This window comes from Vibrio sp. Vb0937, assembly GCF_033338855.1.
The window spans coordinates 34,406-59,981 of sequence record NZ_JAWOTK010000013.1 but is presented as its reverse complement, the minus strand read 5'-3'; the positions used below and the strand labels follow the sequence as shown (position 1 = coordinate 59,981).

Annotated in this window: 26 protein-coding genes; 13 read left to right on the top strand and 13 right to left on the bottom strand. The window is 43.5% G+C overall.

Annotated elements, in window-relative coordinates:
- The first annotated feature begins 123 nt into the window (after positions 1–123).
- The 6 genes from R7P67_RS16020 to yfcE all read left to right on the top strand — a co-directional run bounded on the left by R7P67_RS16020 (position 124) and on the right by yfcE (position 3,370).
- A complete protein-coding gene (locus R7P67_RS16020; protein WP_213876700.1) occupies positions 124–858 on the top strand; it encodes a DUF1538 domain-containing protein in 735 nt (244 codons plus the stop codon).
- Positions 855–1,646 (top strand): DUF1538 domain-containing protein, encoded by a 792-nt coding sequence (locus R7P67_RS16015; RefSeq protein ID WP_205390755.1) that lies wholly within the window; start codon positions 855–857, stop codon positions 1,644–1,646. Before R7P67_RS16020 ends, R7P67_RS16015 begins: the two co-directional genes overlap by 4 nt.
- The gene (locus tag R7P67_RS16010) at positions 1,636–1,986 is read left to right on the top strand and encodes a P-II family nitrogen regulator (RefSeq protein ID WP_005382084.1); all 351 of its coding nucleotides are present in this window, start codon (positions 1,636–1,638) and stop codon (positions 1,984–1,986) included. The genes R7P67_RS16015 and R7P67_RS16010 overlap by 11 nt, the downstream gene beginning before the upstream one ends.
- Positions 1,983–2,390 (top strand): CBS domain-containing protein, encoded by a 408-nt coding sequence (locus R7P67_RS16005; protein WP_005382085.1) that lies wholly within the window; start codon positions 1,983–1,985, stop codon positions 2,388–2,390. Before R7P67_RS16010 ends, R7P67_RS16005 begins: the two co-directional genes overlap by 4 nt.
- 149 nt (positions 2,391–2,539) lie before the next feature.
- A complete protein-coding gene (locus tag R7P67_RS16000) occupies positions 2,540–2,749 on the top strand; it encodes a hypothetical protein (RefSeq protein ID WP_005382086.1) in 210 nt (69 codons plus the stop codon).
- A 75-nt stretch (positions 2,750–2,824) separates the two neighbouring features.
- On the top strand, positions 2,825–3,370 hold the full coding sequence (gene yfcE / locus R7P67_RS15995; protein WP_017634822.1) for a phosphodiesterase: 546 nt from the start codon (positions 2,825–2,827) through the stop codon (positions 3,368–3,370).
- A gap of 39 nt (positions 3,371–3,409) precedes the next feature.
- On the opposite strand, the gene R7P67_RS15990 is transcribed toward yfcE, so the two are convergent.
- From R7P67_RS15990 to R7P67_RS15975, 4 genes are read right to left on the bottom strand one after another with little or no spacing between them, the layout of a single operon-like run.
- On the bottom strand, positions 3,410–3,688 hold the full coding sequence (locus tag R7P67_RS15990; RefSeq protein WP_005382088.1) for a SelT/SelW/SelH family protein: 279 nt from the start codon (positions 3,686–3,688) through the stop codon (positions 3,410–3,412).
- 21 nt (positions 3,689–3,709) lie between these two features.
- A complete protein-coding gene (locus R7P67_RS15985) occupies positions 3,710–4,465 on the bottom strand; it encodes a sulfite exporter TauE/SafE family protein (protein WP_042523148.1) in 756 nt (251 codons plus the stop codon).
- A 46-nt stretch (positions 4,466–4,511) separates the two neighbouring features.
- On the bottom strand, positions 4,512–5,027 hold the full coding sequence (toxS, locus tag R7P67_RS15980) for a transmembrane regulator ToxS (RefSeq protein ID WP_005382091.1): 516 nt from the start codon (positions 5,025–5,027) through the stop codon (positions 4,512–4,514).
- An 11-nt stretch (positions 5,028–5,038) separates the two neighbouring features.
- Positions 5,039–5,917, bottom strand: coding sequence for a transcriptional regulator (locus R7P67_RS15975; RefSeq protein ID WP_213962900.1), 879 nt, complete (start codon positions 5,915–5,917; stop codon positions 5,039–5,041).
- Between the two features lie 271 nt (positions 5,918–6,188).
- On the opposite strand from R7P67_RS15975, the gene htpG reads away from it, so the two are divergent.
- From htpG to hemH, 3 genes are all read left to right on the top strand, one after another.
- Positions 6,189–8,093 carry a molecular chaperone HtpG gene (htpG, locus tag R7P67_RS15970; RefSeq protein WP_017819957.1) on the top strand — a complete coding sequence of 635 codons (1,905 nt, stop codon included), beginning with the start codon at positions 6,189–6,191 and terminating at the stop codon, positions 8,091–8,093.
- A 320-nt stretch (positions 8,094–8,413) separates the two neighbouring features.
- Complete coding sequence (gene adk, locus R7P67_RS15965; protein ID WP_005382094.1) at positions 8,414–9,058, top strand: adenylate kinase; 645 nt, start codon at positions 8,414–8,416, stop codon at positions 9,056–9,058.
- A gap of 167 nt (positions 9,059–9,225) precedes the next feature.
- Positions 9,226–10,188, top strand: a complete 963-nt coding sequence (gene hemH, locus R7P67_RS15960) for a ferrochelatase (protein WP_017819956.1) — start codon at positions 9,226–9,228, stop codon at positions 10,186–10,188.
- Positions 10,189–10,237: 49 nt separating this feature from the next.
- Here hemH and R7P67_RS15955 read toward each other — a convergent pair whose 3' ends face one another.
- Positions 10,238–11,626 (bottom strand): peptide MFS transporter, encoded by a 1,389-nt coding sequence (locus R7P67_RS15955; protein ID WP_005382097.1) that lies wholly within the window; start codon positions 11,624–11,626, stop codon positions 10,238–10,240.
- Between the two features lie 333 nt (positions 11,627–11,959).
- Here R7P67_RS15955 and rfaH point away from each other — a divergent pair, with 333 nt between their 5' ends.
- Entirely contained in the window at positions 11,960–12,460 is a 501-nt protein-coding gene (gene rfaH, locus R7P67_RS15950; RefSeq protein ID WP_005382098.1) for a transcription/translation regulatory transformer protein RfaH, read from the top strand.
- Between the two features lie 115 nt (positions 12,461–12,575).
- Here the strand turns inward: rfaH and asnB are convergent, their stop codons facing one another.
- The 4 genes from asnB to nagA all read right to left on the bottom strand — a co-directional run bounded on the left by asnB (position 12,576) and on the right by nagA (position 18,495).
- Positions 12,576–14,240: an asparagine synthase B gene (gene asnB, locus R7P67_RS15945; RefSeq protein WP_005384979.1), complete on the bottom strand. Its 1,665-nt coding sequence runs from the start codon at positions 14,238–14,240 to the stop codon at positions 12,576–12,578.
- A gap of 230 nt (positions 14,241–14,470) precedes the next feature.
- A complete protein-coding gene (locus R7P67_RS15940) occupies positions 14,471–16,060 on the bottom strand; it encodes a cation:proton antiporter family protein (protein WP_047102890.1) in 1,590 nt (529 codons plus the stop codon).
- Between the two features lie 81 nt (positions 16,061–16,141).
- The gene (gene nagC, locus R7P67_RS15935) at positions 16,142–17,356 is read right to left on the bottom strand and encodes a DNA-binding transcriptional regulator NagC (RefSeq protein ID WP_005382105.1); all 1,215 of its coding nucleotides are present in this window, start codon (positions 17,354–17,356) and stop codon (positions 16,142–16,144) included.
- 2 nt (positions 17,357–17,358) lie between these two features.
- Complete coding sequence (gene nagA / locus R7P67_RS15930; protein WP_151514582.1) at positions 17,359–18,495, bottom strand: N-acetylglucosamine-6-phosphate deacetylase; 1,137 nt, start codon at positions 18,493–18,495, stop codon at positions 17,359–17,361.
- Between the two features lie 489 nt (positions 18,496–18,984).
- Between nagA and nagE the strand changes: the two genes are divergently transcribed.
- Positions 18,985–20,478, top strand: coding sequence for an N-acetylglucosamine-specific PTS transporter subunit IIBC (gene nagE / locus R7P67_RS15925; protein WP_005384985.1), 1,494 nt, complete (start codon positions 18,985–18,987; stop codon positions 20,476–20,478).
- A 276-nt stretch (positions 20,479–20,754) separates the two neighbouring features.
- Positions 20,755–22,425, top strand: a complete 1,671-nt coding sequence (gene glnS, locus R7P67_RS15920; RefSeq protein ID WP_262652579.1) for a glutamine--tRNA ligase — start codon at positions 20,755–20,757, stop codon at positions 22,423–22,425.
- A gap of 222 nt (positions 22,426–22,647) precedes the next feature.
- Here the strand turns inward: glnS and fcrX are convergent, their stop codons facing one another.
- Positions 22,648–23,097 carry a ferric iron uptake transcriptional regulator FcrX gene (gene fcrX / locus R7P67_RS15915; RefSeq protein WP_005382141.1) on the bottom strand — a complete coding sequence of 150 codons (450 nt, stop codon included), beginning with the start codon at positions 23,095–23,097 and terminating at the stop codon, positions 22,648–22,650.
- Positions 23,098–23,297: 200 nt separating this feature from the next.
- Here fcrX and R7P67_RS15910 point away from each other — a divergent pair, with 200 nt between their 5' ends.
- Positions 23,298–23,801: a DUF4442 domain-containing protein gene (locus R7P67_RS15910; protein WP_005382144.1), complete on the top strand. Its 504-nt coding sequence runs from the start codon at positions 23,298–23,300 to the stop codon at positions 23,799–23,801.
- A 52-nt stretch (positions 23,802–23,853) separates the two neighbouring features.
- On the opposite strand, the gene fldA is transcribed toward R7P67_RS15910, so the two are convergent.
- The 3 genes from fldA to R7P67_RS15895 all read right to left on the bottom strand — a co-directional run bounded on the left by fldA (position 23,854) and on the right by R7P67_RS15895 (position 25,537).
- Complete coding sequence (gene fldA, locus R7P67_RS15905; RefSeq protein WP_005382146.1) at positions 23,854–24,387, bottom strand: flavodoxin FldA; 534 nt, start codon at positions 24,385–24,387, stop codon at positions 23,854–23,856.
- Between the two features lie 48 nt (positions 24,388–24,435).
- Positions 24,436–24,657: a DUF2788 domain-containing protein gene (locus tag R7P67_RS15900; RefSeq protein WP_005393038.1), complete on the bottom strand. Its 222-nt coding sequence runs from the start codon at positions 24,655–24,657 to the stop codon at positions 24,436–24,438.
- 112 nt (positions 24,658–24,769) lie between these two features.
- Positions 24,770–25,537: an alpha/beta fold hydrolase gene (locus tag R7P67_RS15895; RefSeq protein WP_017634814.1), complete on the bottom strand. Its 768-nt coding sequence runs from the start codon at positions 25,535–25,537 to the stop codon at positions 24,770–24,772.
- Positions 25,538–25,576 lie beyond the last annotated feature (39 nt).

Here is a 25,576-nt window from a genome sequence, read left to right as displayed (position 1 = left end):
TGTAACTAAATGTTATAGATGGCGCTAGTGCATTCACGGTAGAAGAGTGAAATCTATGCCAGACTAAAAGTTATCGCTCATTGGAACGAGCGTAATCAGTTTGCATAATCAAGGAGGATAGGCATGGAAGCATTTGTTGCGCTTTTTCGAGCGCTCCTCAATAGTGCTCGTGACTTATTACCCATCATCATTGTTATCACTTTTTTTCAATTAGTCGTTTTGCAAGAGCCGCTGCCCAACCTGGTCTCCATTCTTTTTGGCTTGTTGCTTGTCGTTTTAGGATTAACCTTTTTTATCTTTGGCCTAGAACTTGGTCTTTTTCCTATCGGAGAGAGTATGGCTCAAGCCTTTGCAAAAAAAGGCAGCGTGTTTTGGTTATTAGTCTTTGCGTTTTGTTTGGGGTTTGGCACCACGATAGCTGAACCTGCATTGACCGCGGTAGCGGAAGAAGCCTCAGAAGTTGCGGCAGAGGGCGGAATGATCGCTAACTCAGAGCAGTCCATGCAGGATTATGGACAAGGGCTACGAGTAACGGTGGCACTTTCTGTGGGGATCGCTATCGTTATTGGCGTTTTGCGTATCTTAAAAGGGTGGCCAATTCATTACATGATCATCGGCGGCTACGTCGGCGTTGTAATACTGACGTGGTTTGCACCTGAAGCCATTATTGGCGTTGCTTACGATTCCGGAGGTGTAACCACGTCCACCATAACAGTACCTTTGGTCACTGCACTGGGCGTCGGTCTAGCGTCTTCTATTAAAGGGCGCAACCCTATGGTGGATGGCTTTGGTTTAATCGCTTTTGCCTCGCTGTTACCGATGATGTTTGTGATGGTTTACGGAATGGTCGTAACATGATTTCAATTGATCATTTCCTAGACACTTTATTATCGACCGTTCGAGACGTCGTTCCCATCGCCAGCATTATTTTTGGTTTTCAGTTAGCGGTTTTAAGGCGTCCTGTTAGCAACCTTAAGAAAGTTTTGCTTGGGTTCGTTTATGTGATTCTCGGGCTAGCTCTTTTTTTACTTGGATTAGAAATGGCATTGTTTCCACTTGGGGAGACGATGGCTGTGCAATTAACGGCGCCGGAGTTTTTACAAGAGTTTAAAGTATCGGTAGGGAAAGCCTTAATGTGGGTCGACTATTATTGGGTTTACACCTTCGCCTTTTTTATAGGCTTTAGTACCACGATTGCAGAGCCTTCTTTAATCGCTGTAGCGATAAAAGCAAACCAAGTCTCTGGAGGCAGTATCAGTATTAACGGCTTGCGCGTAGCCGTTGCGTTTGGGGTGGCAATTGGTATTGCATTAGGTAGTTACCGGATTGTCGTGGGCGATCCCATTCATTATTACATCATCGCGGGTTACATCGTCGTTGTGATTCAAACGTTTTACGCTCCTAAGCTTATTGTTCCACTCGCCTACGATTCTGGAGGCGTAACAACTTCTACCGTCACTGTCCCACTTGTAACTGCATTAGGGTTAGGGCTCGCTTCGACCGTCCCTGGAAGAAACCCAATGATTGATGGCTTTGGCTTGATCGCGTTTGCCAGTCTATTTCCTATGATCTCTGTGATGGGCTATGCGCAAATAACCCAGTGGCTGAATAAAAACGTCTCGGAGGAAGAAGAAAATGCGCTTTAAATTGATACTTGCGTTTGTTGAAGACAGCAAAACAGACAAGGTGTTGGACGCTGCACGCGATGCTGGTGCGACCGGTGCAACAGTGATTAACAATGCTCGCGGGCAAGGTTTAAATCAAAAGCGAACGTTTTTTGGTTTAACGCTAGAAGTGCAAAAAGATGTGCTGCTGTTTGTGGTCGAGGAACATCTATCTCGACACATATTAGAGACCATTAATGAGGTTGGTGAATTTGACAGAGAGTCGGGACAGGGGATTGCTATTCAGATCGATATTGAAGATGCAGTCGGTGTCGCGCATCAAGTCGAGACATTGACCAAAGTAGTCGAGGATGAATTATGAGTGATCAAACGATAATTAGAGTTCGAGATGTTATGGCGGCAACGTATGTAATGGTTGATGGACTGATGACCGTATACGAAGGCATAACGCTAGCGAAAAAATACCAAGTCAAAGCGCTGGTGGTGAAAAAGCGAGATGATAATGATGAATATGGCATCGTGTTGATGAATGATATCGCCAAAAAGGTGCTGGCGAATAATCGTTCTCCTCAGCGCACAAATATTTATGAAATCATGACCAAGCCCGCTTTGTGTGTCGAACCAGATATGAACGTAAAATATTGTGCACGTTTGTTTGAGCGATTTGGCATAAGCAGAGCGCCGGTCATTGAAAGTGGCGAGGTCATTGGGATGGTGAGTTATAACAATATTGTCATCAACGGTATGGTGCGAGAAGAAGTGTAATAGGTTGATATAAATGAAAAATCAACGAATTTTTTCTCAAGTCAGCGACTGTTACAAAGAACTAAAATATTTAATATATGTTAGGTTGCATATGTGTTAATTCACCATTATTCTTTGCGCCCTAAGCCTAATGTCGAGGAATCTGTATCATGCCTTTAGTCTCTTGCCCCGTGTGTGAGAAACAAATCTCAAAACGCGCTCATGCATGTCCAGGATGCGGAGAGCCCGATCCGCTGCACCATCTAGCCAAATCAAAGTTTATGTCGATGGTGTTTTGGATACTGGTGTTGGTTGGAACAGCGTATGCAGCATGGTTCTATGTTTTGCCTATGGTCATTGAATCATTGCGCTATCAGTAGTATTCAAACCGTCGTAGGTTGAGCTGCTAAAAAAATGCCGTAGAATGACCTCATACTTTTTGAGGAGACAATGTCGTGAAACTATTTTTTGCCTCAGACCTGCATGGCTCTTTGCCAGCAACTAAAGAAACCATTGAGCTATTTCTGGCCTCTGGTGCGCACCACCTGATTTTGCTAGGAGATACGCTAAACCATGGGCCGCGAAACCCTATTCCGGAAGGCTACAACCCTCCACAGGTAGCAGACTTATTGAACCAATACAGTGATCAAATTATTTCTGTACGTGGCAACTGTGATAGTGAAGTGGACCAAATGCTATTGAAGTTTCCAATGATGATGGATTACTCATGGGTGCTACTTGAATCTGGCAAGAGAATCTTTTTGACTCATGGTCACTTGTACAACTCTGAAAAACGGCCGCCACTACGTGAAGGTGATATCATCGCCCACGGTCATACACATGTTCCCGTCGCAGAGATGCAAGATGGAGCCATTATATTCAACCCAGGCTCGATGACATTCCCACGTAATGGCTTACCGAGAAGCTTTGGTACTCTAGAAGACAATAAGCTAACGGTAAAAACGCCAGAAGGCGAAGTATTAGCACAAACCATGATTTAACGGTTTTACTAAGTAAAAAAATAGGGAGCGAATTGCTCCCTATTTTGTGTCTGAATGTCCTAAATCGCGTTCTGGGTCGATAATGTCTCTAACGCGCTGTTTTAGCACCTTGGCTTCAGGAAAGCCGCTGTCTTTTTTCCGTTCCCAAATTTGCTGGCCATTACAGAAAATTTCGAAGCGACCACCTGTGTCTGGGTGTAAGCTGATTGTTTCTATTTCTTCACTAAAAGTATGCAGTAATTCTTGCGATAGCCAAGTTGAACGCAACATCCAGTTGCACTGGCGGCAGTAATAAATATCAATGATTGCTTTATCCATGAAACTTTCCTTTTAATCTTTTTAAACCAGCAACTTGATGCCCACGGCAAACGTGAGAATTTCGAATGCAACTTTAATCACTCTGTTACTGTATCGAGTCGCGGCCCATGCGCCTAAACTGCCGCCTAGAAATGAGCTTAACAATAAAACAGGCATCCAAGCCCAGTGAATAGGGGCCCCTGCCTGTACGACGGCAATGCCTCCAATGCCATTCCAAAACAGGCCGACACAAATCATGGTGTAAGCAACGGCTTGTTTGTAGTCGTAACCAAACCAGCGCACCAAAAATAGTGTCACGAGCAAACCAGAACCTGCGGTAAGAGATCCGTTGATGATGCCGATAAACAGTAAGCCAATTCCACCAATAACCCAACCGATAGGATGACGGTTACGTATTACTTCAGCTTGGCCTAGCGATGTCTTAAATCGCGAGTAGATACCTAGCGCTAGGATCATCGTGCCGAGCATCTTTTCCGCGATACCATCAGGGATCTGTACAATTAAGTTAGCCCCTAAAATCACGCCAATACTACCGGACAAGATAAGGTAGAGCGCGATTTTCCATTTAATAGTGCCTGATCTCAAATGCGTGCTTGCTGCGCCTAAGCCTAAAGCGACCGAAGCCACCTTATGTGTGCCTAGCGCAACGGAGAACGGTAAGCCGAGAAAGATGAGTAAAGGGAATTGAAGCAAGCCTGCTCCGCCACCAGAAAGTGAAGCCAGCGTGTTGGCGATTAGTGAACCGAAAAAGAGAGTAGTGGTATCTAGCCAATCCATAAGCAAAACAAAGGGGGCGTCTTGCCCCCTTATCATCCAATCAAAATTAGTTTTTAAACAGTACCGAAGAACCGTGGTTCAAGCTAGTGAGCAAGAGTGTTTTTTCGTTCACGACGTCAATACGACGACTTTGCTCCGCATCTAGCTTAAAAATTTGAGTAATCAAACGTAGCTGTGCTTCGGAAAAGTCTTTTGATTGAGAAGATGAAATATCTTTAAACTCCGAAGGCGAGACCAACAAATAGTTGTCACTTACTTCCCAGCGGCCTTTTTCCGAGATATTTATCGTTGATTCTGCGGTTGAACCTTGAGCGAATAGTTTTATATTTGCTACGCGAATATAGTCACCATTAGGGAGATATTTCACGTTTGATTCAACATTAACTCGGCGTAGTGGGCCGACAGTATCGTCAGGCAAGCTGTCTGTAATGACTGTCACCATGGTCGACTGCCATTCGTTTGCTGTGAGGAGCTGCTCCACTTTTAGGTCACTTCCCCAATACAACCAACTACTGAAAAGAACGGATACGGCCAAAACCGCAGATGCTAATTTAATCTTCATATTGGCCTCCTTTATTTACAGATGTCTGTTGGATCGTTTTGACCTGCGAAAATACGCAGTGTTACGTTCTCGTAAGAGTGGTTACTGTCATGAATGTAGTTCAGAATCAGCTGGTTATTTTGTCCGCCAGTGGCAATCACTTCCACTGGCAACGAGTCTTCTGCATGGTGCTTCACGTAGCGCTCAATGCATTGCTCTATTGAGGGCAACCAGTTGTTGATTTGAGGGTGATTTACAGGTGTCATCACTGGTACATTTTGATACTCACCAATCTGACGGAATTGGGATTCCGCAGGGTTCGTGAATAACAATACGCAAACAGGAAGCAGCAGAGACAAAAAGATAATGACACGCGGTAGCCAGTTAATCGTGTTAGATGCTGGCTTCGGCTGAGTTTTAGTCGGCTCTACTTGAGGCTCAATATCAGCAGTAGTATCGGTCACTACCTCTGTCGGTAGCATATCGCTCGCTTCTAACTCCACTGCTGGCGCTTCTTGTTCAGAAGCGGTTTCTTCAGCGTCAGTGTTAGAGTCAGTAGAAAATGGGCTCAAGCGTTCCACTGAACAAATGAGTTGGTAGCCACGTTTAGGTACCGTTTTAACAAACTCTGGAGATTTTGTTGAATCCTTCAACATCTTACGCAGAGTAGAAATCGCTTGAGTCAGGCTTGAGTCATCCACCTCAAAACCTTGCTCACGCCAAACAAACTCGTGAAGCTCGTTACGGGTTAAAACTTCGTTTGGTCTCTCTGCCAACATCAGAAGTATACGGCTTTCGTTGCTTCCTAATCGTACAACGTCGTTGCCGTTTTGTTGGTCAGCGAGCGAATTACTATTTGGATCAAAGGTGAACCTTTGAGCAAGTAGAAATTTGGTGCCAATGTTAGTCATTTAGTTCTTCTTAGATGGATGATGTTGTAATTATGGTGATTTATGTCACAAAATTACCGGGGCGCTTGGAGTGCGCACGACATTTTAGATGCTTTTAGACGGGTAGGATAATTAAAATTTTCTAAAAAAACACCGTTTTTAGCAATATTGACCTTGAATTTACATTTGTCAGCCACATGTTAAATGACATCTCGGTAAGGTGATTTCAAGGGGAAAGTCACAAACTTGTCCCTATGAAAAAGCCAATTAGTTTAGATGTTATGGAGCACACATGAGCGAAACCGTATCTCAAAATAAAGAAACTCGTGGTTTTCAATCAGAAGTAAAACAACTACTGCATTTAATGATCCATTCTCTTTATTCAAATAAAGAGATCTTTTTGCGCGAGCTGATCTCTAACGCATCAGATGCATCAGACAAACTGCGCTTTCAGGCGTTATCTAACCCAGATCTATACGAAGGTAATGCAGACCTTTGCGTGAAACTGTCGTTTGATGAAAGCGCAAATACCTTAACCATTTCTGATAACGGTATCGGTATGAGCCGTGATGATGTGATTGAGCACTTAGGTACAATCGCAAAATCTGGAACAGCCGAGTTTTTCTCAAAGCTATCTGAAGAGCAGAGCAAAGACTCTCAGCTTATTGGTCAGTTTGGTGTTGGTTTCTACTCGGCATTTATCGTTGCTGACGCCGTTACCGTGCGCACTCGCGCTGCGGGTCTAGCCGCTGATGAAGCGGTACAATGGCACTCAGCGGGTGAAGGTGAGTACACCATCGAAAACATTACCAAAGAGTCACGTGGTACCGACATCATTCTTCATATGCGTGAAGAGGGTAAAGAGTTTTTGAATGAGTGGCGTCTACGTGACGTTATCAGTAAGTACTCTGATCACATCGGCATTCCTGTTTCAATCCAAACTGTCGTTCGTGATGACGAAGGCAAGGAAACAGATGAGAAAAAGTGGGAGCAAATCAACAAAGCCCAAGCACTGTGGACGCGTAACAAATCTGATATTTCAGAAGAAGAGTATCAAGAGTTCTACAAGCACGTATCACATGACTTTGCCGATCCCTTGGTCTGGAGTCATAACCGTGTAGAAGGTAAAAACGACTACACGAGCTTACTATACATCCCATCGAAAGCACCTTGGGATATGATGAACCGCGACCACAAATCAGGCTTGAAACTGTACGTACAGCGCGTATTCATTATGGACGATGCAGAGCAATTTATGCCGTCATACTTACGCTTCGTACGTGGTTTAATAGACTCAAACGATTTACCGCTAAACGTATCGCGTGAGATTTTACAAGACAATAAAGTGACTCAGTCTCTACGTAATGCTTGTACTAAGCGCGTGCTAACGATGCTCGAGCGTATGGCCAAGAATGACGAAGAGAAATACCAATCATTCTGGAAAGAGTTTGGTCTTGTGATGAAAGAGGGCCCTGCGGAGGACTTTGCAAACAAAGAGAAAGTTGCAGGTTTATTGCGCTTTGCTTCAACTGAAGTGGATTCTTCTGAGCAAACTGTGGGCTTGGCGTCTTACGTTGAGCGCATGAAAGAAGGTCAAGATAAGATCTACTACTTGACGGCAGACAGCTATGCAGCTGCGAAAAACAGCCCTCACTTAGAACAGTTCAAAGCGAAAGGCATTGAAGTTATCTTGATGTACGACCGCATTGATGAGTGGCTGATGAACTACTTAACTGAGTTTGATGGTAAACAGTTCCAGTCAATCACTAAGGCTGGGCTTGATCTAAGTCAGTTTGAAGATGAAGCAGAAAAAGAGAAGCAAAAAGAAACCGAAGAAGAGTTTAAGTCGGTTGTAGAGCGCACGAAGTCTTACCTAGGCGATCGTGTGAAAGAAGTTCGTACGACCTTCAAACTCGCATCCACGCCTGCTGTTGTGGTAACGGACGATTACGAAATGGGCACTCAAATGGCGAAGCTTCTTGCGGCAGCTGGTCAAGCTGTGCCGGAAGTGAAATACATCTTTGAGCTAAACCCTGAGCACGAATTGGTTAAGCGTATGGCTGACGAAGCCGATGAAGAAGCGTTTGGTCGCTGGGTTGAAGTTCTGCTTGGTCAGGCAATGCTAGCGGAGCGAGGCTCTATTGAGGATCCAACAGAGTTCTTAGGAGCCGTTAATCAACTTTTGACTAAGGTGTAATAACCTCTGCAAATCAAAAAGCTCGCATTTCGCGAGCTTTTTGTTTGTTGTCGCAAAATTTTGCATCTCAAGTGCTGAGTTAATAATCAATAGGGCGTGAAAGAGGGTACTGTTAACATTCTTTAGTCTTAATACACTCTTTGCTCAGAGAACCTGTGATAGAATCTGCGACTTGAATGTGAGTAATAAGGCGTGTATTTTTGCTCGCCTATATACGTTATACCGAAACTTATCGTTGCAGGTGCTTCTCAGGTTTGATGTCTAAGAGGTCAGCTATTGTGAGCTTCGGTATAAATCTTAAATATTAAAGAGGATAAATCATGCGCATCATTCTTCTAGGTGCTCCAGGTGCAGGTAAAGGCACACAAGCAAACTTCATCATGGAAAAATACGGTATTCCACAAATCTCTACTGGTGATATGCTTCGTGCTGCTATCAAAGCAGGTACAGAGCTTGGTAAACAAGCCAAAGCTGTTATTGACGCTGGTCAGCTAGTTTCTGATGAAATCATCCTTGGTCTTATCAAAGAGCGCATCGCTCAAGAAGACTGTGCAAACGGTTTCCTACTAGATGGTTTCCCACGTACTATCCCTCAAGCTGACGGCCTAAAAGAAATGGGCGTAGACGTAGACTACGTTATCGAATTTGACGTTGCAGACGATGTAATTGTTGAGCGTATGGCTGGTCGTCGTGCTCACCTTCCTTCTGGTCGTACTTACCACGTGGTTTACAACCCGCCTAAAGTGGAAGGTAAAGATGATGTAACTGGTGAAGATCTTGTTGTTCGTGATGACGACAAAGAAGAAACAGTACGTGCTCGTCTAGGTGTTTACCACGAGCAAACTGCACCGCTAATCAACTACTACGGCAAAGAAGCTGAAGCAGGCAAGACTAAGTACCTTAAGTTTGATGGTACTAAGCAAGTAGCTGAAGTTAGTGCGGATATCGAGAAAGCACTATCTTAATTTGCTGAAGTCAAAAATTTAATATTTTGATATATTGAAAGCGGCCCAAGTGGTCGCTTTTTTTAGTTTACTCGTAAACATATATCTAATTAACTTCAGCTCGGCTATTCGTTACTTCGAGGTTACTTAAATATATGAACCAAGCCGTTTACCATGAATAGGATGTTATGAAAGAGAATAATAAACAGGGTGTACTCCTAGTTAACCTGGGAACTCCTGACGCACCAACCGCTCCTGCCGTAAAGCGCTTTTTAAGTCAGTTTCTTCATGATCACCGAGTGGTAGACATGACTCGATGGCTTTGGTGTCCACTATTGCACGGCGTTATCCTTCCTATCCGAGCTCCTAAAGTTGCCAAACTCTATCAATCAGTATGGATGGAAGAGGGCTCGCCGTTGATGGTGTACTCTAAACGCCAAACGGAAAAGTTAGCACAAAAGCTTGATATACCTGTAGAACTTGGTATGACGTATGGTAACCCAAGTTTGCAATCAGGCTTTGAAGCCCTATTGGCGCAAGGCGTTGATGAAGTCATTGTTTTACCGTTGTATCCGCAATACTCGGGCACAACAACGGCAGCGGTTTCTGACGGAATCACTAAAGCATTTAAGAACCTGCCTGTGATGCCAGGCTTTAGCTTTATTCGTGATTATTACAATCACCCGAAATATATTGAAGCGTTAGCGCATTCAGTTCGTGAACATTGGCAAAAGAATGGTCAGGGAGATTACCTGCTGTGTTCTTATCATGGTATTCCAAAACGCTATGCTGACAATGGTGATGTTTACCCACAGCATTGTGAAGAGACGACTCGCTTGCTTGGGGAAGCGTTAGGTTTAAGCGAACAACAAATTGGCATGACGTATCAGTCCCGATTTGGGAGAGAAGAGTGGCTTCAACCTTATACCGATAAGACCCTAGAAGCACTTCCTGCAAAGGGTGTGAAAAATATTAATGTTGTGACCCCTGCATTTTCGTCAGATTGTTTAGAGACGTTGGAAGAGATCTCTGAAGAGTGTAAAGAGATTTTCCTTGAAGCTGGTGGCGAAAACTTTACCTACATCCCTTGTTTGAACGATAGTGAACTTCATATCGAGATGATGGTTGAGTTAGTTCAATCTAAACTTTAGATACAAAAAAGGGTCGCAATAGCGACCCTTTCTACGTTTAGTTGAGCGATCAAGCAACTTGTACTTGCTGCTCTTCTACTTGCTCTGCCGTGCTGTGCGTATTTTCAGCGCCATGCATCCAGCGAACGAGTGTATTAGAGAATAGGAGCAAAATTACGCCACTTACGGTTGCGCTGACCGCAATACCACTAAAGATAGCCATAGCGCCTAACTCGCCTACGTGAGAGCCCACATAGCCCGCAACATAGTTAGCAATCGCATTACAGCCAAACCATGCCCCCATCATAAGTGAAGCTAAGCGAAGCGGTGCTAATTTAGTCACCAATGAAAGACCAATTGGTGATAAACACAGCTCGCCTAATGTGTGGAAGAAGAAAGCGCCGACCAACCATAACATCGATGTTTTTACTGTTGTATCTCCACCTTGTTCTAGCACTGCGCCAACCATACAAAGGAAACCAATCGCCAAGAAAAATAGTGCCATCGCAAATTTCACTGGCGAAGTAGGTTCACGTTTACCCAATTTTACCCAAAGGACAGCCAGAACTGGCGCTAGAGTAATAATGAAAAATGGGTTTAGTGATTGGAACCACGCAGCAGGAACTTCGAAACCACCAATCATGCGATCAGTATATTGTTGAGTGTAGATGTTCATCAGACCACCAGCTTGTTCAAAGCCTGCCCAGAAGACAATAGTGAATAAGCTCATGACCAGAATTACTTTTAGTCGATTCACTTCTTCTTTGGTGAGTGGCTGCTTCGTGGTGGCGTTTTTGTTGTTTAGATCTCGTTTCGCCGCTGGTTCGCGACCAATATCACCAAGCCATGATTGAGCCAGTACCATTTGCATCACTAGGCTAACCAGCATACCCACACCAGCGGCAACAAAGCCTGCTTTCCAACCGTAAGAGGTTGTCACAGAGCCAGAAACGACGCCGGCAAGTAATGCACCTAAGTTGATACCCATATAAAAGATAGTGAATGCGCCGTCACGACGGTTGTCACCTTCTTGATAAAGGTCGCCAACCATGGTTGAGATATTTGGCTTAAAGAGACCGTTACCAGTGATAAGTAAACCAAGGCCTAAATAGAAACTGTGTAGCGAACCAATACCTAAAGCATCAGCAGGAAGTGCAAGAGTAAACTGGCCGATGGCCATTAACGCGCCACCAAGCAAAATTGAGCGACGTTGACCTAAATAGTTATCTGCTAGGTATCCACCAATAAGAGGCGTGATATACACAAGCCCTGTGTATATGCCGTATAGGTCTAATGCGTCTTTGGTTGACCAGCCAAGGCCGCCGTTCATTGTTGTATCGGTGAGGTAAAGCACGAGAATGGCACGCATTGCGTAGTAAGAAAAGCGTTCCCACAGTTCAGTACCGAACAATAAGAACAGGCCACGTGGATGACCAAAATATTGATGTTGGTTTGACATAAGCTCTTCTAATAATAGTTATTACATTTTTTAACGACTTCTACGTATACAATGCAATTCAACGAGTGACAAATAATAAAATTTTGCCATTCAACTATTTTTGTTTGTTAAGTGGCTGTTTTTGATTAGATTTGCAGATTATATGATGGTGTATTGGTTGTGTTACAAACTTAATTTCCATTTTTGCCTATGGACTTCTTTGTCGTAAGTTGCTGAAAAATTTCGTTAATGCGAGCGATGTATAATCATACTTTTATAGATAAACTGAATATCAATGACTCAACTTTGGCTTAATGCTAGGATAAAAACAAAATAGAATTGGCTAGTAAAAAGATGAAACGTTGGTATCTACTTTATTGTAAACGTGGGGAGCAGGTTAGGGCGAAACAACACCTTGAAAACCAAGGTGTAGAGTGCTTTTATCCAACTGTAGAAGTTGAGAAGATTTTGCGCGGTAAAAGACAAAAAGTCGAGGAACCGCTGTTTCCTTGTTACGTATTCGCTTACTTTGATTATGAGCAAGGGCCAAACTTCACCTCAGTCCGCTCTACTCGAGGTGTTGTTGACTTTGTGCGTTTTGGTGCTCAACCGAAAGAAGTTCAAGGTGACTTGGTCTTCGAATTGATGCAGCTAGAAAAGTGTTGTAATGACAATACCGTTTCTGAATGCATGCCAAAACCAGGCGATCAAATTAGAGTTAAAAGCGGTCAATTTGCGGGCATAGATGCCATCTTCCAAGAACAAGATGGTGAGAAACGCTCAATTATGCTAGTTCAGATGATCACCAAGCGTGTGCCTGTCAGCATAGACAATAGTGATTTAGATTTAAAATAGCCTAATTCCATCAAACATAAAAAGAGGTGCAAAAGCACCTCTTTTTGATCGTATCTAATTTTTTGTCTGTTTTAAAAGGGTTGGACGAACCAACCCTTATCTTTATCGTAGAGAATTAGTATGAGTCGTTGTGAACGGTCTGTACTGCACGACCTGATGGGTCAACACAGTTTTGGAACGATTCATCCCATTCAATCGCCTTCGCTGAAGAACACGCTACTGAAGGGCCTCCTGGTACACACTCTGCTGCTGATGGAAGTGGGAATAACTCTTCAAAGATTTCACGGTACACGTAGCCTTCTTTTGTCGTTGGCGTGTTGTATGGGAATCGATATTGAGCTGTTTCCATCTGCTGGTCTGTCACTTTCTGTTCTGCTACTTCTTTCAGCGTATCGATCCAGCTGTAGCCAACGCCATCAGAGAACTGCTCTTTTTGACGCCATGCGATCGATTCTGGCAGGTAGTGCTCGAAGCACTCACGAAGGATGTGTTTCTCCATTTTACCGTTGCCACACATCTTGTCTGCTGGGTTCAAGCGCATTGCTACATCAATGAACTCTTTATCTAGGAAAGGTACGCGTCCTTCAACTCCCCATGCTGCCAGCGACTTGTTAGCACGAGCACAGTCGAACATGTTCAGAGCAAGCAGTTTACGCACAGTCTCCTCGTGGAACTCTTTCGCGTTTGGCGCTTTGTGGAAGTAAAGGTAGCCACCAAAGATTTCGTCAGCGCCCTCACCAGACAATACCATCTTGATACCCATCGCTTTGATCTTACGACCCATTAAGAACATAGGTGTTGATGCGCGGATAGTCGTCACGTCATACGTTTCAATGTGGTAAATCACGTCACGAATCGCGTCCAAACCTTCTTGAATCGTGTACGTCATTTCGTGGTGAACGGTACCAATTTGGTCGGCAACTTCGCGAGCGGCTTTCAGGTCAGGCGCGCCTTCTAGGCCAACAGCAAAAGAGTGCAGTTGAGGCCACCAAGCTTCAGACTTTTCATCATCTTCAATACGCATCGCTGCAAAGCGTTTTGCTACCGCAGATGTAATAGAAGAATCTAGACCGCCCGAAAGAAGTACACCGTAAGGCACGTCAGTCATTAGTTGGCGTTTAACAGCCGCTTCTAGCGCTTCAGTCAATTCTTCTTTGCTAGTGCTGTTACCTTGTACTGCTGCGTACTCGTTCCAGTCACGAACATAGTAACGTGTTGGCTCAGTATCTTTAGAGCTGTAATAGCTACCAGGAGGGAATTCACTTACTGTTTTACATACTGGAACAAGAGCCTTCATCTCTGATGCCACATAGTAGTTACCATGCTCATCGTGACCTTGATAAAGAGGGATAATACCAATATGGTCACGTCCGACTAAATACTCATCTTTTTCTTCGTCGTAGAGCACAAAAGCGAAAATACCGTTTAGTTCTTCAAGGAGATCTGCACCCATATCTTGGTAAAGTGCAAGAATGACTTCACAGTCTGAATCGGTTTGAAATTCGTACTTTCCTTCGTAACGAGCACGAATTTCTTTATGGTTGTAGATTTCACCATTGACGGCAAGGATGAGCTTCTTATCAGGGCTGTATAGCGGCTGTGCACCACTATTTAGACCAACAATCGCCAAGCGCTCGTGCGCTAAAATAGCACGCTCTGAAGAGTAAATCCCAGACCAGTCTGGGCCACGGTGACGAAGTTTTTTCGACATCTCTAATGCGATAGGGCGCAATGCGGCTGCATCGCTTTTAATGTCTAAAATGCCAAATACTGAACACATACTACATCCTTACTAAACTAAACAATTTCTAATCGGTATGGTTTAAATTTGCCATTACTAATAAAAAAAGCAACGTTTTGTGATTAAAAAAATGATAAAAGGCCTTGTTGTATGGAAAATATTTAACTCAACCGTTGTTTTGGTGAATGAGGTCAAGGTTTGGTATAAAAACTATACAAAAAAGGCTTTCTATCAATAGAAAGCCTTCCGAAAAATATCAGTGCTGTTGCTTATTTAATTGGTGTGAATTTAGGTTGAAGTTGTTTACAGACGTGTCGAGCAAAACCGCTACCAGCTTCACTATAAATATTGAATGCTGCGTCAACGCCATTTTCAAGTAAGCCTTCCAATTGATCTGGGTATTCGGCGATAGCGGCAATTTGCCCCTTATATTTTCTGCGTTTAAGCTGCTCAAGTGCTGTTTGGTTACCTTGATGATGTGGCATTGCAAGCAGAACCAGTTTTACATGACCTGTATCTAAAATTCGCTCCCAGAAATCCGGGTCGGTGGCATCACCAGAAATAACATTTCTTCCTTCTGAACGATGATGATGTGCAGCGTCTTCACGAATTTCTATACCCAATGAAATTTTGCCATAGCGTGAGCGTAGCTCATCATAAGCGCCCGTCCCAATACGCCCCATACCTAAGATCAATACTTGGGCATGACCTGGGTTGATGAGTTGGTCGCGTTGATTGAGCTTTTCTACCGCTGTCTCTTGCAGCCACTTACCTGAATGTTGATAAATTTTATGGCTAAGGCGGTTAAGTGGCGCGGAAATTACAAAGGATACCGACACCGCAACCGCAATCGCAGCAAGCATATCACTTGGCATCCAGCCCATTTTATAGGCCAACCCTGCAACAATAAGACCAAACTCACTGTAGTTAAATAGTGATAAAGAGGCGAGCAAAGAGGTACGTACTCGAAACTTAAAATGATTAATAGTAACGAAGTACAAGAGTCCTTTGATTGGTAGCAGTAAGATAAATAGCAGGGCGAGAACGACGCCATTCACGCTCAATGAGGCGGATAAACCAATGTTTAAAAAGAAGCAGACTAAAAAGAGCTCCTTCATATTGAATAATGACTTGGATAGTTCTGAGGCTTTTGGGTGACCTGCGAGTAGCATGCCTAAAATTAGCGCGCCCAAGTCTGGTTTCATCCCGACCAACTCGAATAGCCCAGCACCGATAACAAGCGCGAAGAAAATACCGAATAGCACTAGCATTTCGCCGTGGCCAACTTTATCGAGCAGCTTATAGAATAGAGGACGAAGGAAAGGCAGTGCGAACAAACCGATGGCATACCATTCTGGGACTTTTCCGGTTGAAGCAGTCAGGAATACTACGGCAAAAATATCTTGCATAACCAAGATACCGATCGCGAGTGTGCCGTAGGTCGCGTTCATTTCGCCTTTTTCTTGCAATGCTTTTACGGCAAAAACGGTACTAGAGAACGATAGTGCAAAAGCTAAAAGCAGGATTTGGCTGCCGTCCATACTGGCTAGCGAAGTCAAGCCCAGTAGTTTTAAGCCGGATAACGCTAGGGCAAAAAAAGCGGTAGAGAGTATGTTGTGGGCGGTTGCCCCTCCCCATATTTCTTTGGACAGCAGGGTTTTTACATCGAGTTTGAGTCCAATAGTAAACAGAAGAAGAGTAACACCAAGATCTGCGAGAGTGACGATAACGTCATTGCTTTGGTAACCAAATGCATGCAAGCCAAATCCAGCTAGTAGAAAACCAACGAGGGGAGGGAGGCTGCATTTAAGCGCAATAAAACCAGCTAAAAAAGCGGCTGTAATTAGAATAATTTCCATACTGTTAAGCTGTATTCCTGATATACAAAAACGGGCTGTGAAAACACAGCCCGAGATTGTAACTCAATTGGTTGTATAAACTTAGTCTTCCAGTAACTTTTGTAACAAAACTCCGTTCAGCATAGCGCGTTTAATCATCGCAAATGCGCCCATCGTTGGCTGCTTATCAATGTGAGAAGCCACGATAGGGAGGTCGTTATGGAAAGTTTTAAGAGATTGGTTCTCTACATTGCGTTGAATTGCAGGGAAAACAATATCTTGTGCTGCAGTAATATCGCCAGCAATTACAATTTTCTGTGGATTAAATAAGTTAACCGTAATCGCAATCGCTTTACCTAGCTGGTTGCCCACTCGCACTAAACTCTGTTTCGCAAGTTCATCACCATTCATTGCGTGCTGACATACCGCTTCAATTGTGATGTTTTCAAGGTCGGTTAAGCTTGATTCGTATCCTTGAGTAATCAGTTGCTTCACTCGTTGAATAATCGCTGGGTTTGCAGCTACGGTTTCTAAACAGCCAAAGTTTCCACATTGGCATTGCTCACCAAGCGGGTCAATTTGGATATGACCAATTTCACCGACGTTGCGGTTAAAACCAAGAAAAACCTGGCCGTTAACGATAATACCTGCGCCAGTACCGCGGTGGACGCTAACCAAAATAGAATCCTGGCAGTCTTGGCTTGCTCCAAAGTAGTGCTCAGCCAACGCCATGCCACGTACGTCGTTGCCAACAAAGCATGCTGTATTAAACTTCTCTCCAACAATTTCACCGAGAGCAAGATTATCGATATCGGTATTAGGCATGTATTCGACCACGCCAGTTGTTGGGTTAACAAGGCCCGGTAAAGTGATGCCGATAGCGATGAGTTGATCAATTTTGTCTTCGCAACGGCTTACGAAATCTTTTAATAAATCGATAAGCCCTGCGATTAAGTCTGCTTGGTTAGTGTAGTGCAATTCATGCTGATCTTCTGCCAGCGCGGTGCCACCTAAATCGTATAAACTGAACTGTACGTAATCTCGACCTAAGCGAACGGCAATCGAATGAAAAGGTTTGACTTCAGTAGTCAAAGAGATCGCACGACGACCACCAGTTGAAGCTTGTTGGGCGACCTCCTTAATAAGGCCGCGCTCTAAAAGTTGGCGGGTTATTTTGGTAACACTAGCAGGCGCGAGCTGACTCACGTCCGCGACTTGAATACGGGAGATAGGACCTTGCTGATCAATCAGCCTATATACCGCAGCGCTGTTAAGCTGTTTTACTAAATCTACATTACCAATCTGTCCGCCATTCATGCTTAATTTTGCTCGTATTGTCCGTTAACAACCGTCGCTTTTACTTTAAAGTCACGATCGAAAATAGTCAGGTTTGCAACCATCCCTTTTCGAACTCGGCCAAGGCGATCCTCAACACCAATTGCTGTTGCTGGGTATAACGTGGCCATTCGTAGAGCTTCGTCTAAAGCGATCCCCGCGTGCTCAACTGAATTCTGAACTGCTTCAATCATTGTCAAAGCTGAGCCGCCTAGCGTGCCATTTTCATCAACACACTTACCATCTCGGTAATATACTTTCTTACCGACAAAAATAAAGTGATCAATGTTAGCACCTGCTGGAGCTGTGGCATCCGTCACCAAAACAAGCTTGTCACCTTTGATTTTATGAGCAATTCGGATGTTTGCGTAGTCGACGTGAAAACCATCAGCAATAATGCCAGCGTATACGTCAGGAGTATCGTAAATTGCACCAACAACTCCTGGTTCACGACCAACCATTGGTGTCATTGCATTAAAGAGGTGTGTAGCAAAAGTAATGCCTGCTTCAAAGCTTTTACGTGCTTCGGCGTAGGTTGCATTTGTATGGCCAATTGAAACCACGATGCCAGCAGCCTTTAATCGCGCAATATGCTCTGGGTCGTTATGCTCAGGTGCTAGTGTTACTTTCGCTACGATATCGGCGTTTGCGCAGATAAGGTCGATCATGCTTTCGTCTGATGGGCGAATAAAATCGACGTTATGGATGCCTTTTTTCGCGACGTTAAGGTAAGGACCTTCGAGGTGTAAACCAAGCGATTGATTTTGATACTTGTTGTGGTACTCACGAGCTGCGGCAATTGCAGTTCGCATATCTTCATCAGATGACGTAATGAGTGTTGGCAGGAAGCTAGTACAGCCAGATTTGAGGTTTGCCTGGTGCATGATTTGCATGGTTTTAGGGGTAATTGCATCGTTTAGCATTACACCGCCACAACCGTTCAACTGCAGATCGATAAAGCCTGGACTTAGATTAGCGCCTGCAAGGTCTTTTACTTCGATGCTTTGAGGTAGCTCAGAAACCGGCACAATAGATTGAATAAGATCGTTTTCGATGATGACCGCATGATCGGTAAGAACATCACTACCGGTATAAATTTTACAGTTACTTAGCGCGTACATAGTCAGCTAGTCCTTATAGATGAGAATTCAATTTCTATATCGTTATCTAAGTAGAGACTGCTTCAGTCATATGGGTACTTAGTTTGTATCACTGAATTAGATAACGAGTCACATACAGCAAGTCGCGTTTTATCGATGTTATTGTCATAGTAACTCACTGAAAAGTAATAATTGTATGGTTTTTTATGATTCTTTTTCAGAGCAAAGTTACAGTGATTTACCCGCCTAGATACCAAAATAACACTGATTCTGCCTTGCATAAAGTGCGAGAATATTATCTTTAAAACGCCATTTTTTCGTATAATAAAATAAGTTTTATGATCTCGCTAGCAAAAACCTTCCGAAAGGGCAAATTGTGGTGATTATGATCACAAACGGTGAGCTTTTAATTTGCGGAGCAAAATTAATATCATAAACTTAGGATGACTAAATTGGACGGCTGAAATAAGTCATTCAACATAACATCTAATCCTATAGGGGGAACTTAAGGTGAACATTCTCGGATACTTCCAGAAGGTGGGTAAGGCGCTTATGGTGCCGGTTGCCACACTTCCTGCAGCAGCAATACTCATGGGTATTGGCTACTGGATCGACCCAAATGGCTGGGGCGCAAACAGTGCACTTGCTGCATTTCTTATTAAAGCTGGTGCAGCGATCATTGACAACATGTCAGTATTGTTCGCTGTTGGTGTTGCTTACGGAATGTCTAAAGACAAAGATGGCGCCGCTGCACTTTCAGGCTTCGTGGGCTTCTTAGTTGTCACAACGCTTTTGGCCCCTGGTGCAGTATCACAAATTCAAGGCATTGACCCAAGTGAAGTACCTGCTGCATTTGGTAAAATCAATAACCAGTTCGTCGGTATCTTGGTTGGTATTGTTTCTGCTGAGTTGTACAACCGTTTTTCTCACGTAGAGCTGCACAAAGCACTGGCGTTTTTCTCTGGCAAGCGTCTTGTACCGATCCTAACGTCTTTTGCTGGTATCGTTATTGCGTTCATCCTGATGTACGTTTGGCCATCAGTTTACGGCGGTCTGGTCAGTTTTGGTGAAAGCATTCAAGGTATGGGTGAAGCAGGTGCAGGTGTTTACGCATTCTTCAACCGTCTTCTAATTCCTGTTGGTCTGCACCATGCACTAAACTCAGTGTTCTGGTTTGATGTTGCTGGTATTAATGACATTCCAAACTTCCTTGGCGGTGCGAAATCATTAGCTGAAGGCACGGCAACGGTAGGTGTTACGGGGATGTACCAAGCGGGCTTCTTCCCAATCATGATGTTTGGTTTACCAGGCGCTGCTCTAGCGATGTACCATACTGCGAAATCAAAGAATAAAGAGAAAGTGGCATCTATCATGATTGCAGCTGCGTTTGCTTCATTCTTTACAGGTGTAACAGAACCACTTGAATTTGCATTCATGTTCCTTGCTCCAGGACTGTACGTTCTTCACGCAGCGCTGACTGGTCTATCAGTTTATATCGCGGCATCAATGCAGTGGATTGCAGGTTTCGGTTTCTCTGCTGGTTTAGTCGACTTAGTATTGTCGACTCGTAACCCGCTAGCGGTAAACTGGTACATGCTCATTGTACAAGGTCTTGGTTTCTTTGCGGTTTACTACTTCGTGTTCCGTACCGTGATTGTTAAGTTTGGCCTTAAAACACCGGGACGTGAAGATGATGAAGAAGCTTCATCTAACGTGGCTGGATCAAGCAATTCTTCAGAGCTTGCTCGTCAGTACTTGAAAGCACTTGGCGGTCATGACAACCTAAGTTCTATCGATGCCTGTATTACTCGTTTGCGCCTTTCTGTGAAAGATATGAGCGTTATCAATGAGAAAACTCTGAAAGATCTTGGAGCTATGGGAGTTGTGAAGCTAGGTACAAACAACCTACAAGTTATCCTTGGTCCACTAGCAGAGATTGTTGCTGGTGAGATGAAGAATGTATCTAAAGATGAAGACTTAAGTGGTGTTCAGTTACCAGCTTAACTGTTTAATAGTGGTGCGATTGTTTGTTATTGGTATTGCAAACAATTGATACTACAACATCGCAAAAGGCCTCCGCAGGAGGCCTTTTTTCGTTTAGGCCCTTTGAATCTGCTTTGCTTTCACGCCAACTCGATAAATATTGTCGTTTTAGAGCGAGTTCTTGTTGTCTAATTGCTTAGAATTGTGGATCATTAGGAACAATGTACTCTGTGAAACCATACTTGGATACAGGGTTCCGTTTTCTCTGACAATACTAATATTTTTGAGGTGCTATAGATGAGTGAAGCTGATGCTCGTCCATCAAACTTTATTCGCCAGATCATTGATAAAGATCTAGCGGATGGTAAACACACTAGCGTGCATACTCGATTCCCGCCGGAGCCAAATGGCTACCTGCATATCGGTCATGCTAAGTCTATCTGTTTGAACTTCGGTATTGCTCAGGACTACCAGGGTCAATGTAATCTGCGTTTCGACGATACAAACCCTGAAAAAGAAGACATCGAATACGTTGAGTCTATCAAGAAAGATGTAAACTGGTTGGGCTTTGAGTGGAATGGTGAAGTATGTTACTCATCAAACTACTTCGATAAGCTTTACGAATATGCAATTGAATTGATTAACAAAGGCTTAGCGTATGTAGATGAGCTAAGTCCAGAGCAAATTCGTGAATACCGCGGCACACTAAAGGCGCCAGGTAAACCAAGTCCATACCGTGACCGTTCTGTTGAAGAGAACTTGGCGTTGTTTGAAAAAATGCGCGCTGGTGAATTTGAAGAAGGTAAAGCGTGTCTTCGTGCTAAAATCGACATGGGTTCTTCATTCATGGTCATGCGCGATCCAGTTTTATACCGAGTGCGTTTTGCTACGCACCACCAAACTGGTGATAAGTGGTGCATTTACCCAATGTACGACTTTACGCACTGTATTTCTGATGCATTAGAAGGCATTACGCACTCTATTTGTACGCTTGAATTCATGGATAACCGTCGTCTGTACGATTGGGTTCTAGACAACATCACGATCGAAAGCCGTCCACATCAATACGAGTTCAGTCGTTTAAACCTTGAATACACAGTGATGTCTAAGCGTAAGCTTAACCAGCTAGTTACTGAAAAACTGGTTAATGGTTGGGATGATCCACGTATGCCGACTGTCTCAGGTCTGCGTCGTCGTGGCTTCACACCTGCATCTATTCGTGAGTTTTGTAAGCGTATTGGTGTAACGAAGCAAGAAAATATGATCGAGTTTAGTTCATTAGAATCTTGTATTCGTGATGACCTAAACGAGAACGCTCCGCGTGCAATGGCTGTACTGGATCCTGTTAAAGTTGTTATCGAAAACTTTGAAGCAGGCGCAGTAGAAAACTTGACAGTTGCCAACCACCCAAATAAACCTGAAATGGGCGTGCGTGAAGTGCCATTCACGCGTGAATTGTGGATTGAGCGTGAAGACTTCCGTGAAGAAGCGAACAAAAAGTACAAGCGTTTAGTGCTAGGTAAAGAAGTTCGTTTACGTGGTGCTTACGTGATCAAAGCTGAGCGCGTTGAAAAAGATGCCGAAGGCAACATCACAACGATCTTCTGTTCTTACGATGCAGATACGCTAGGTAAAAACCCAGCAGATGGTCGTAAAGTGAAAGGCGTTATTCATTGGGTGTCAGCTGATAAAGCTCTTCCAGCGGAAATTCGTCTGTACGATCGTTTATTTACGGTGCCAAACCCAGGCGCAGCGGAAGATTTTGCTTCTACTATCAACCCTGAATCATTAGTTGTGATCAATGGCTTCGTCGAGCCTAGCCTAGCTTCCGCAGAAGCAGAAAAAGGTTACCAGTTTGAACGTATGGGTTACTTCTGTGCAGACTCGAAAGACTCTTCAGCAGATAATCTAGTATTCAACCGCACGGTTGGTCTACGTGATACCTGGGCAAAAATTGAGAATCAATAATCTCAATTAATGCTGAGAACGATGAAAAAATGCCAGCAAACGCTGGCATTTTTTATACCTAATCCCACAGAGTGCTATATAGATGTGCAAAACTGTGGAGAAAAAAGATGGGTGTTTAGTAGCTTTTGTTCTGTAACCAAAGTACTGACGTCTAAGGTTCTGACTTCTAGAAACAAAAAACGCCAGCATGTGCTGACGTTTACTTTTTAAATTAACAAACCCTTATTTTTTCGGTTTGTGTGCATCTGGATTGTCTTTACAACCACCATCGCTACACTTGCCGTACAAGTATAAGCTGTGGTTTGTTAGTGTGACATTGTACTTAGCTGCAATCTCTTTTTGACGTTCTTCAATAAGATCGTCAGAAAATTCAATTACCTCACCACAGTCTAGGCACACTAGGTGGTCGTGGTGATGTTGAGTCGATAATTCGAAGACTGACTTTCCACCTTCAAAGTGGTGACGAGTTACAATACCAGCATCGTCGAACTGGTTTAGAACTCGGTAAACAGTTGCTAGGCCAATTTCTTCACCTAGATCAATCAACTTTTTGTACAAATCTTCAGCACTGATGTGCTGGCAGTCTGGCTGCTGAAGTACTTCTAGAATTTTTAGCCTCGGAAGGGTTACTTTTAAACCCGCATCCTTCAGCGCCTGATTATTATCTGACATATACTTTCCCGTTGGATCATCTGCAGCGATTTAACAGAATTCAATCTTCCTACCATTATAGGATAAGCGTTCGGAACATTAAACCACGAACTTCAAAGGGTTAATAGAATCTTTTTGTAAATTAGAAACAGGTCTATTATATTACAGCTCTGACCAGTTACAATTATGTAACATTAAGCTTGGAGAGGGCAGAGATAGCGATGAATAGGCGACTAGCGAAGATATACAAACCAGGAATTGTAAAGTTCGCACTCAATATTTGGCCTCCTTTTTGGGGGGCGGGTATTAAAATCTTACATATTTCTCAAGACTTCCGTACTGTAAAGGTACGTTTAAAGCTTCGCTGGTGGAATAAAAATGCCAATCGCACCCAATATGGCGGCAGTATTTTCTCTTTAACTGATCCTATTTACTCGTTGATGCTGATGGGGATTCTACGAGAGGAATATTATGTGTGGGATAAAGAGGCAAGCATTAACTTTATTAAGCCGGGGCAAAGTGATTTGTTTGCAGAATTTGAGGTCACTGAAGGGATGCTGGAAAACATTTATCAAATGACACGGAATGGAGAAAAGTGTTTTCCTGAGTTTATTACTCATGTAAAAGATAAACAGGGGAATGTGGTTTCAGAGGTTCAACGCAAGCTTTATGTAAGAAAGAAACCTCAGTATCGCGAAGAGGAAGTACTTACCGATGCTGTGTGACAATACATACAAAAAGACCTCCAAGTGGAGGTCTTTGCATCATTCAATTTGATTAGCCTTCTAGCTCAGCTAAACACATCTCTTCATAGATCTGTTTAACCCAGCTTTCAACACGCTCGTCAGTCAATTCTGGTTGGCGGTCTTCATCAATACATAGACCTACGAATTGGCTTTCGTCACCTTCAACAAGTGCTTTAGACGCTTCAAATTCGTAGCCTTCTGTCGAGGTATGGCCAAGAATTGTGCCGCCTTTAGACTCAACGATATCACGGACTGTGCCCATCGCGTCACAGAAGTATTCTGCGTAGTCTTCTTGGTCGCCACAGCCAAAGATAGCCACTAGCTTAGTAGAGAAGTCGATTTGCTCAAGTTCAGGGAAGAAGTCATCCCAATCACATTGTGCTTCGCCGTAGTACCAAGTTGGGATACCTAGAAGAAGAAGATCGAAGTTATCAATGTCTTCTTTGCTGCTTTTCGCGATGTCTTGAACGTGAACTAGATGTTTACCTAGTTGCTTTTGAATCATCTTTGCAACGGCTTCAGTATTACCTGTGTCGCTACCGAAGAAGATACCTACACTTGCCATAGAGTCTATACCTTTACATTGTTTGTTATTGGCGATGCTACTAAGGGTTTAACCTAACCCTGAGCCTTCCCAAGTTAGCTGAATTACACCTTTTGCAATAAAGCCAGCACAGCCTAGGAAAAGGACTAACCACACAATACGACGACCAAAAACAGGTACATTGCCTTGCTTTAGCACATCTTTTATCGCCATCCCGATGAAAAAAAAGATAGCAGCAAAAAGAAGATCGAGCCCAATAGACTCGAGCATATCCATATAGTCGTAAAGCATTTTAGCCCTTCATGCCGAAAAATCTTGGGCGCACTATACCACTGTTAAACGGTAAAGTTAATGCACTACAAGAAGGGTTATTTCAATAATCTAGTGTTGCTTTTCGAATTTGTTAACTCGAAATGTATTTTCGAATGACTCTCATTACTTCTGTCGGTTTCTCGGCGTGTAACCAGTGACCAGTGCCAGCGATAATGTGTGCTTTAGCATGGTTAAATTGTCGCTTCACTGCCGGCTGATGTTCTGGCATTAAGTAGTCAGAGTCGCCGCCTTTGATAAACAAAGTTGGGATATCTGTTGGTGTGATTTCTTGCCAGCCAATAATTTGGTCATAATTATCAAAAAGGCTCGGTACGTTAAACCGCCAATCCATCTTATCGCCATTTTTGTACAGTGATTTAGAGAGAAATTGTCTTACACCATCGAGTTCAATATGTTGAGCTAGGATATCCATGGCTTGCTGTCGATTTGCTGGTTTTTCATTAATAACAGCATGTAAGCCGTTAAAAACATTATCGTGACGGTTCGTAGTGTAGGCAACAGGCGCCATGTCGAGAACGACTAACTTCTTGACTACATTTGGAGCAATGTCCACAAGAGCCATCGCGACTTTTCCGCCCATGGAGTGCCCAATAACAATAGATGGCTCAACGTTTAAGTGCTGAAGGAGCTGAGCCACATCTTTTGCCATATCGGTATAGTTATGGACTTCGGAGTGGAAAGAGAGGCCGTGATTTCTCAGATCAATACTGATCACCGTGTGATCTTTAATAAGATCGCGGGCGAGTAGACCCAGATTACTTAAACTACCAAACAATCCGTGAATCAAAACAACTGTTTGGCCTTGGCCTTCCTGCTTATAGTTGAGTAATGCTGACATTTTATCTTATTCGTGATGGGTTTAACGTGGAGTATCCGC

What these genes read in the sequence shown, in the direction of transcription:
- fldA (WP_005382146.1), bottom strand. Translation starts at nt 24,387, where the DNA reads ATGGCAAGTGTAGGTATCTTCTTCGGTAGCGACACAGGTAATACTGAA.
- rfaH (WP_005382098.1), top strand. Translation starts at nt 11,960, where the DNA reads ATGAAACGTTGGTATCTACTTTATTGTAAACGTGGGGAGCAGGTTAGG.
- nagA (WP_151514582.1), bottom strand. Translation starts at nt 18,495, where the DNA reads ATGTACGCGCTAAGTAACTGTAAAATTTATACCGGTAGTGATGTTCTT.
- toxS (WP_005382091.1), bottom strand. Translation starts at nt 5,027, where the DNA reads ATGAAGATTAAATTAGCATCTGCGGTTTTGGCCGTATCCGTTCTTTTC.
- R7P67_RS15985 (WP_042523148.1), bottom strand. Translation starts at nt 4,465, where the DNA reads ATGGATTGGCTAGATACCACTACTCTCTTTTTCGGTTCACTAATCGCC.
- R7P67_RS15895 (WP_017634814.1), bottom strand. Translation starts at nt 25,537, where the DNA reads ATGTCAGCATTACTCAACTATAAGCAGGAAGGCCAAGGCCAAACAGTT.
- R7P67_RS15910 (WP_005382144.1), top strand. Translation starts at nt 23,298, where the DNA reads ATGAATAGGCGACTAGCGAAGATATACAAACCAGGAATTGTAAAGTTC.
- hemH (WP_017819956.1), top strand. Translation starts at nt 9,226, where the DNA reads ATGAAAGAGAATAATAAACAGGGTGTACTCCTAGTTAACCTGGGAACT.
- adk (WP_005382094.1), top strand. Translation starts at nt 8,414, where the DNA reads ATGCGCATCATTCTTCTAGGTGCTCCAGGTGCAGGTAAAGGCACACAA.
- R7P67_RS15975 (WP_213962900.1), bottom strand. Translation starts at nt 5,917, where the DNA reads ATGACTAACATTGGCACCAAATTTCTACTTGCTCAAAGGTTCACCTTT.
- R7P67_RS16000 (WP_005382086.1), top strand. Translation starts at nt 2,540, where the DNA reads ATGCCTTTAGTCTCTTGCCCCGTGTGTGAGAAACAAATCTCAAAACGC.
- htpG (WP_017819957.1), top strand. Translation starts at nt 6,189, where the DNA reads ATGAGCGAAACCGTATCTCAAAATAAAGAAACTCGTGGTTTTCAATCA.
- R7P67_RS16010 (WP_005382084.1), top strand. Translation starts at nt 1,636, where the DNA reads ATGCGCTTTAAATTGATACTTGCGTTTGTTGAAGACAGCAAAACAGAC.
- R7P67_RS15940 (WP_047102890.1), bottom strand. Translation starts at nt 16,060, where the DNA reads ATGGAAATTATTCTAATTACAGCCGCTTTTTTAGCTGGTTTTATTGCG.
- R7P67_RS15900 (WP_005393038.1), bottom strand. Translation starts at nt 24,657, where the DNA reads ATGCTTTACGACTATATGGATATGCTCGAGTCTATTGGGCTCGATCTT.
- R7P67_RS16005 (WP_005382085.1), top strand. Translation starts at nt 1,983, where the DNA reads ATGAGTGATCAAACGATAATTAGAGTTCGAGATGTTATGGCGGCAACG.
- fcrX (WP_005382141.1), bottom strand. Translation starts at nt 23,097, where the DNA reads ATGTCAGATAATAATCAGGCGCTGAAGGATGCGGGTTTAAAAGTAACC.
- R7P67_RS16015 (WP_205390755.1), top strand. Translation starts at nt 855, where the DNA reads ATGATTTCAATTGATCATTTCCTAGACACTTTATTATCGACCGTTCGA.
- R7P67_RS16020 (WP_213876700.1), top strand. Translation starts at nt 124, where the DNA reads ATGGAAGCATTTGTTGCGCTTTTTCGAGCGCTCCTCAATAGTGCTCGT.
- asnB (WP_005384979.1), bottom strand. Translation starts at nt 14,240, where the DNA reads ATGTGTTCAGTATTTGGCATTTTAGACATTAAAAGCGATGCAGCCGCA.
- nagC (WP_005382105.1), bottom strand. Translation starts at nt 17,356, where the DNA reads ATGAATGGCGGACAGATTGGTAATGTAGATTTAGTAAAACAGCTTAAC.
- R7P67_RS15955 (WP_005382097.1), bottom strand. Translation starts at nt 11,626, where the DNA reads ATGTCAAACCAACATCAATATTTTGGTCATCCACGTGGCCTGTTCTTA.
- glnS (WP_262652579.1), top strand. Translation starts at nt 20,755, where the DNA reads ATGAGTGAAGCTGATGCTCGTCCATCAAACTTTATTCGCCAGATCATT.
- R7P67_RS15990 (WP_005382088.1), bottom strand. Translation starts at nt 3,688, where the DNA reads ATGGATAAAGCAATCATTGATATTTATTACTGCCGCCAGTGCAACTGG.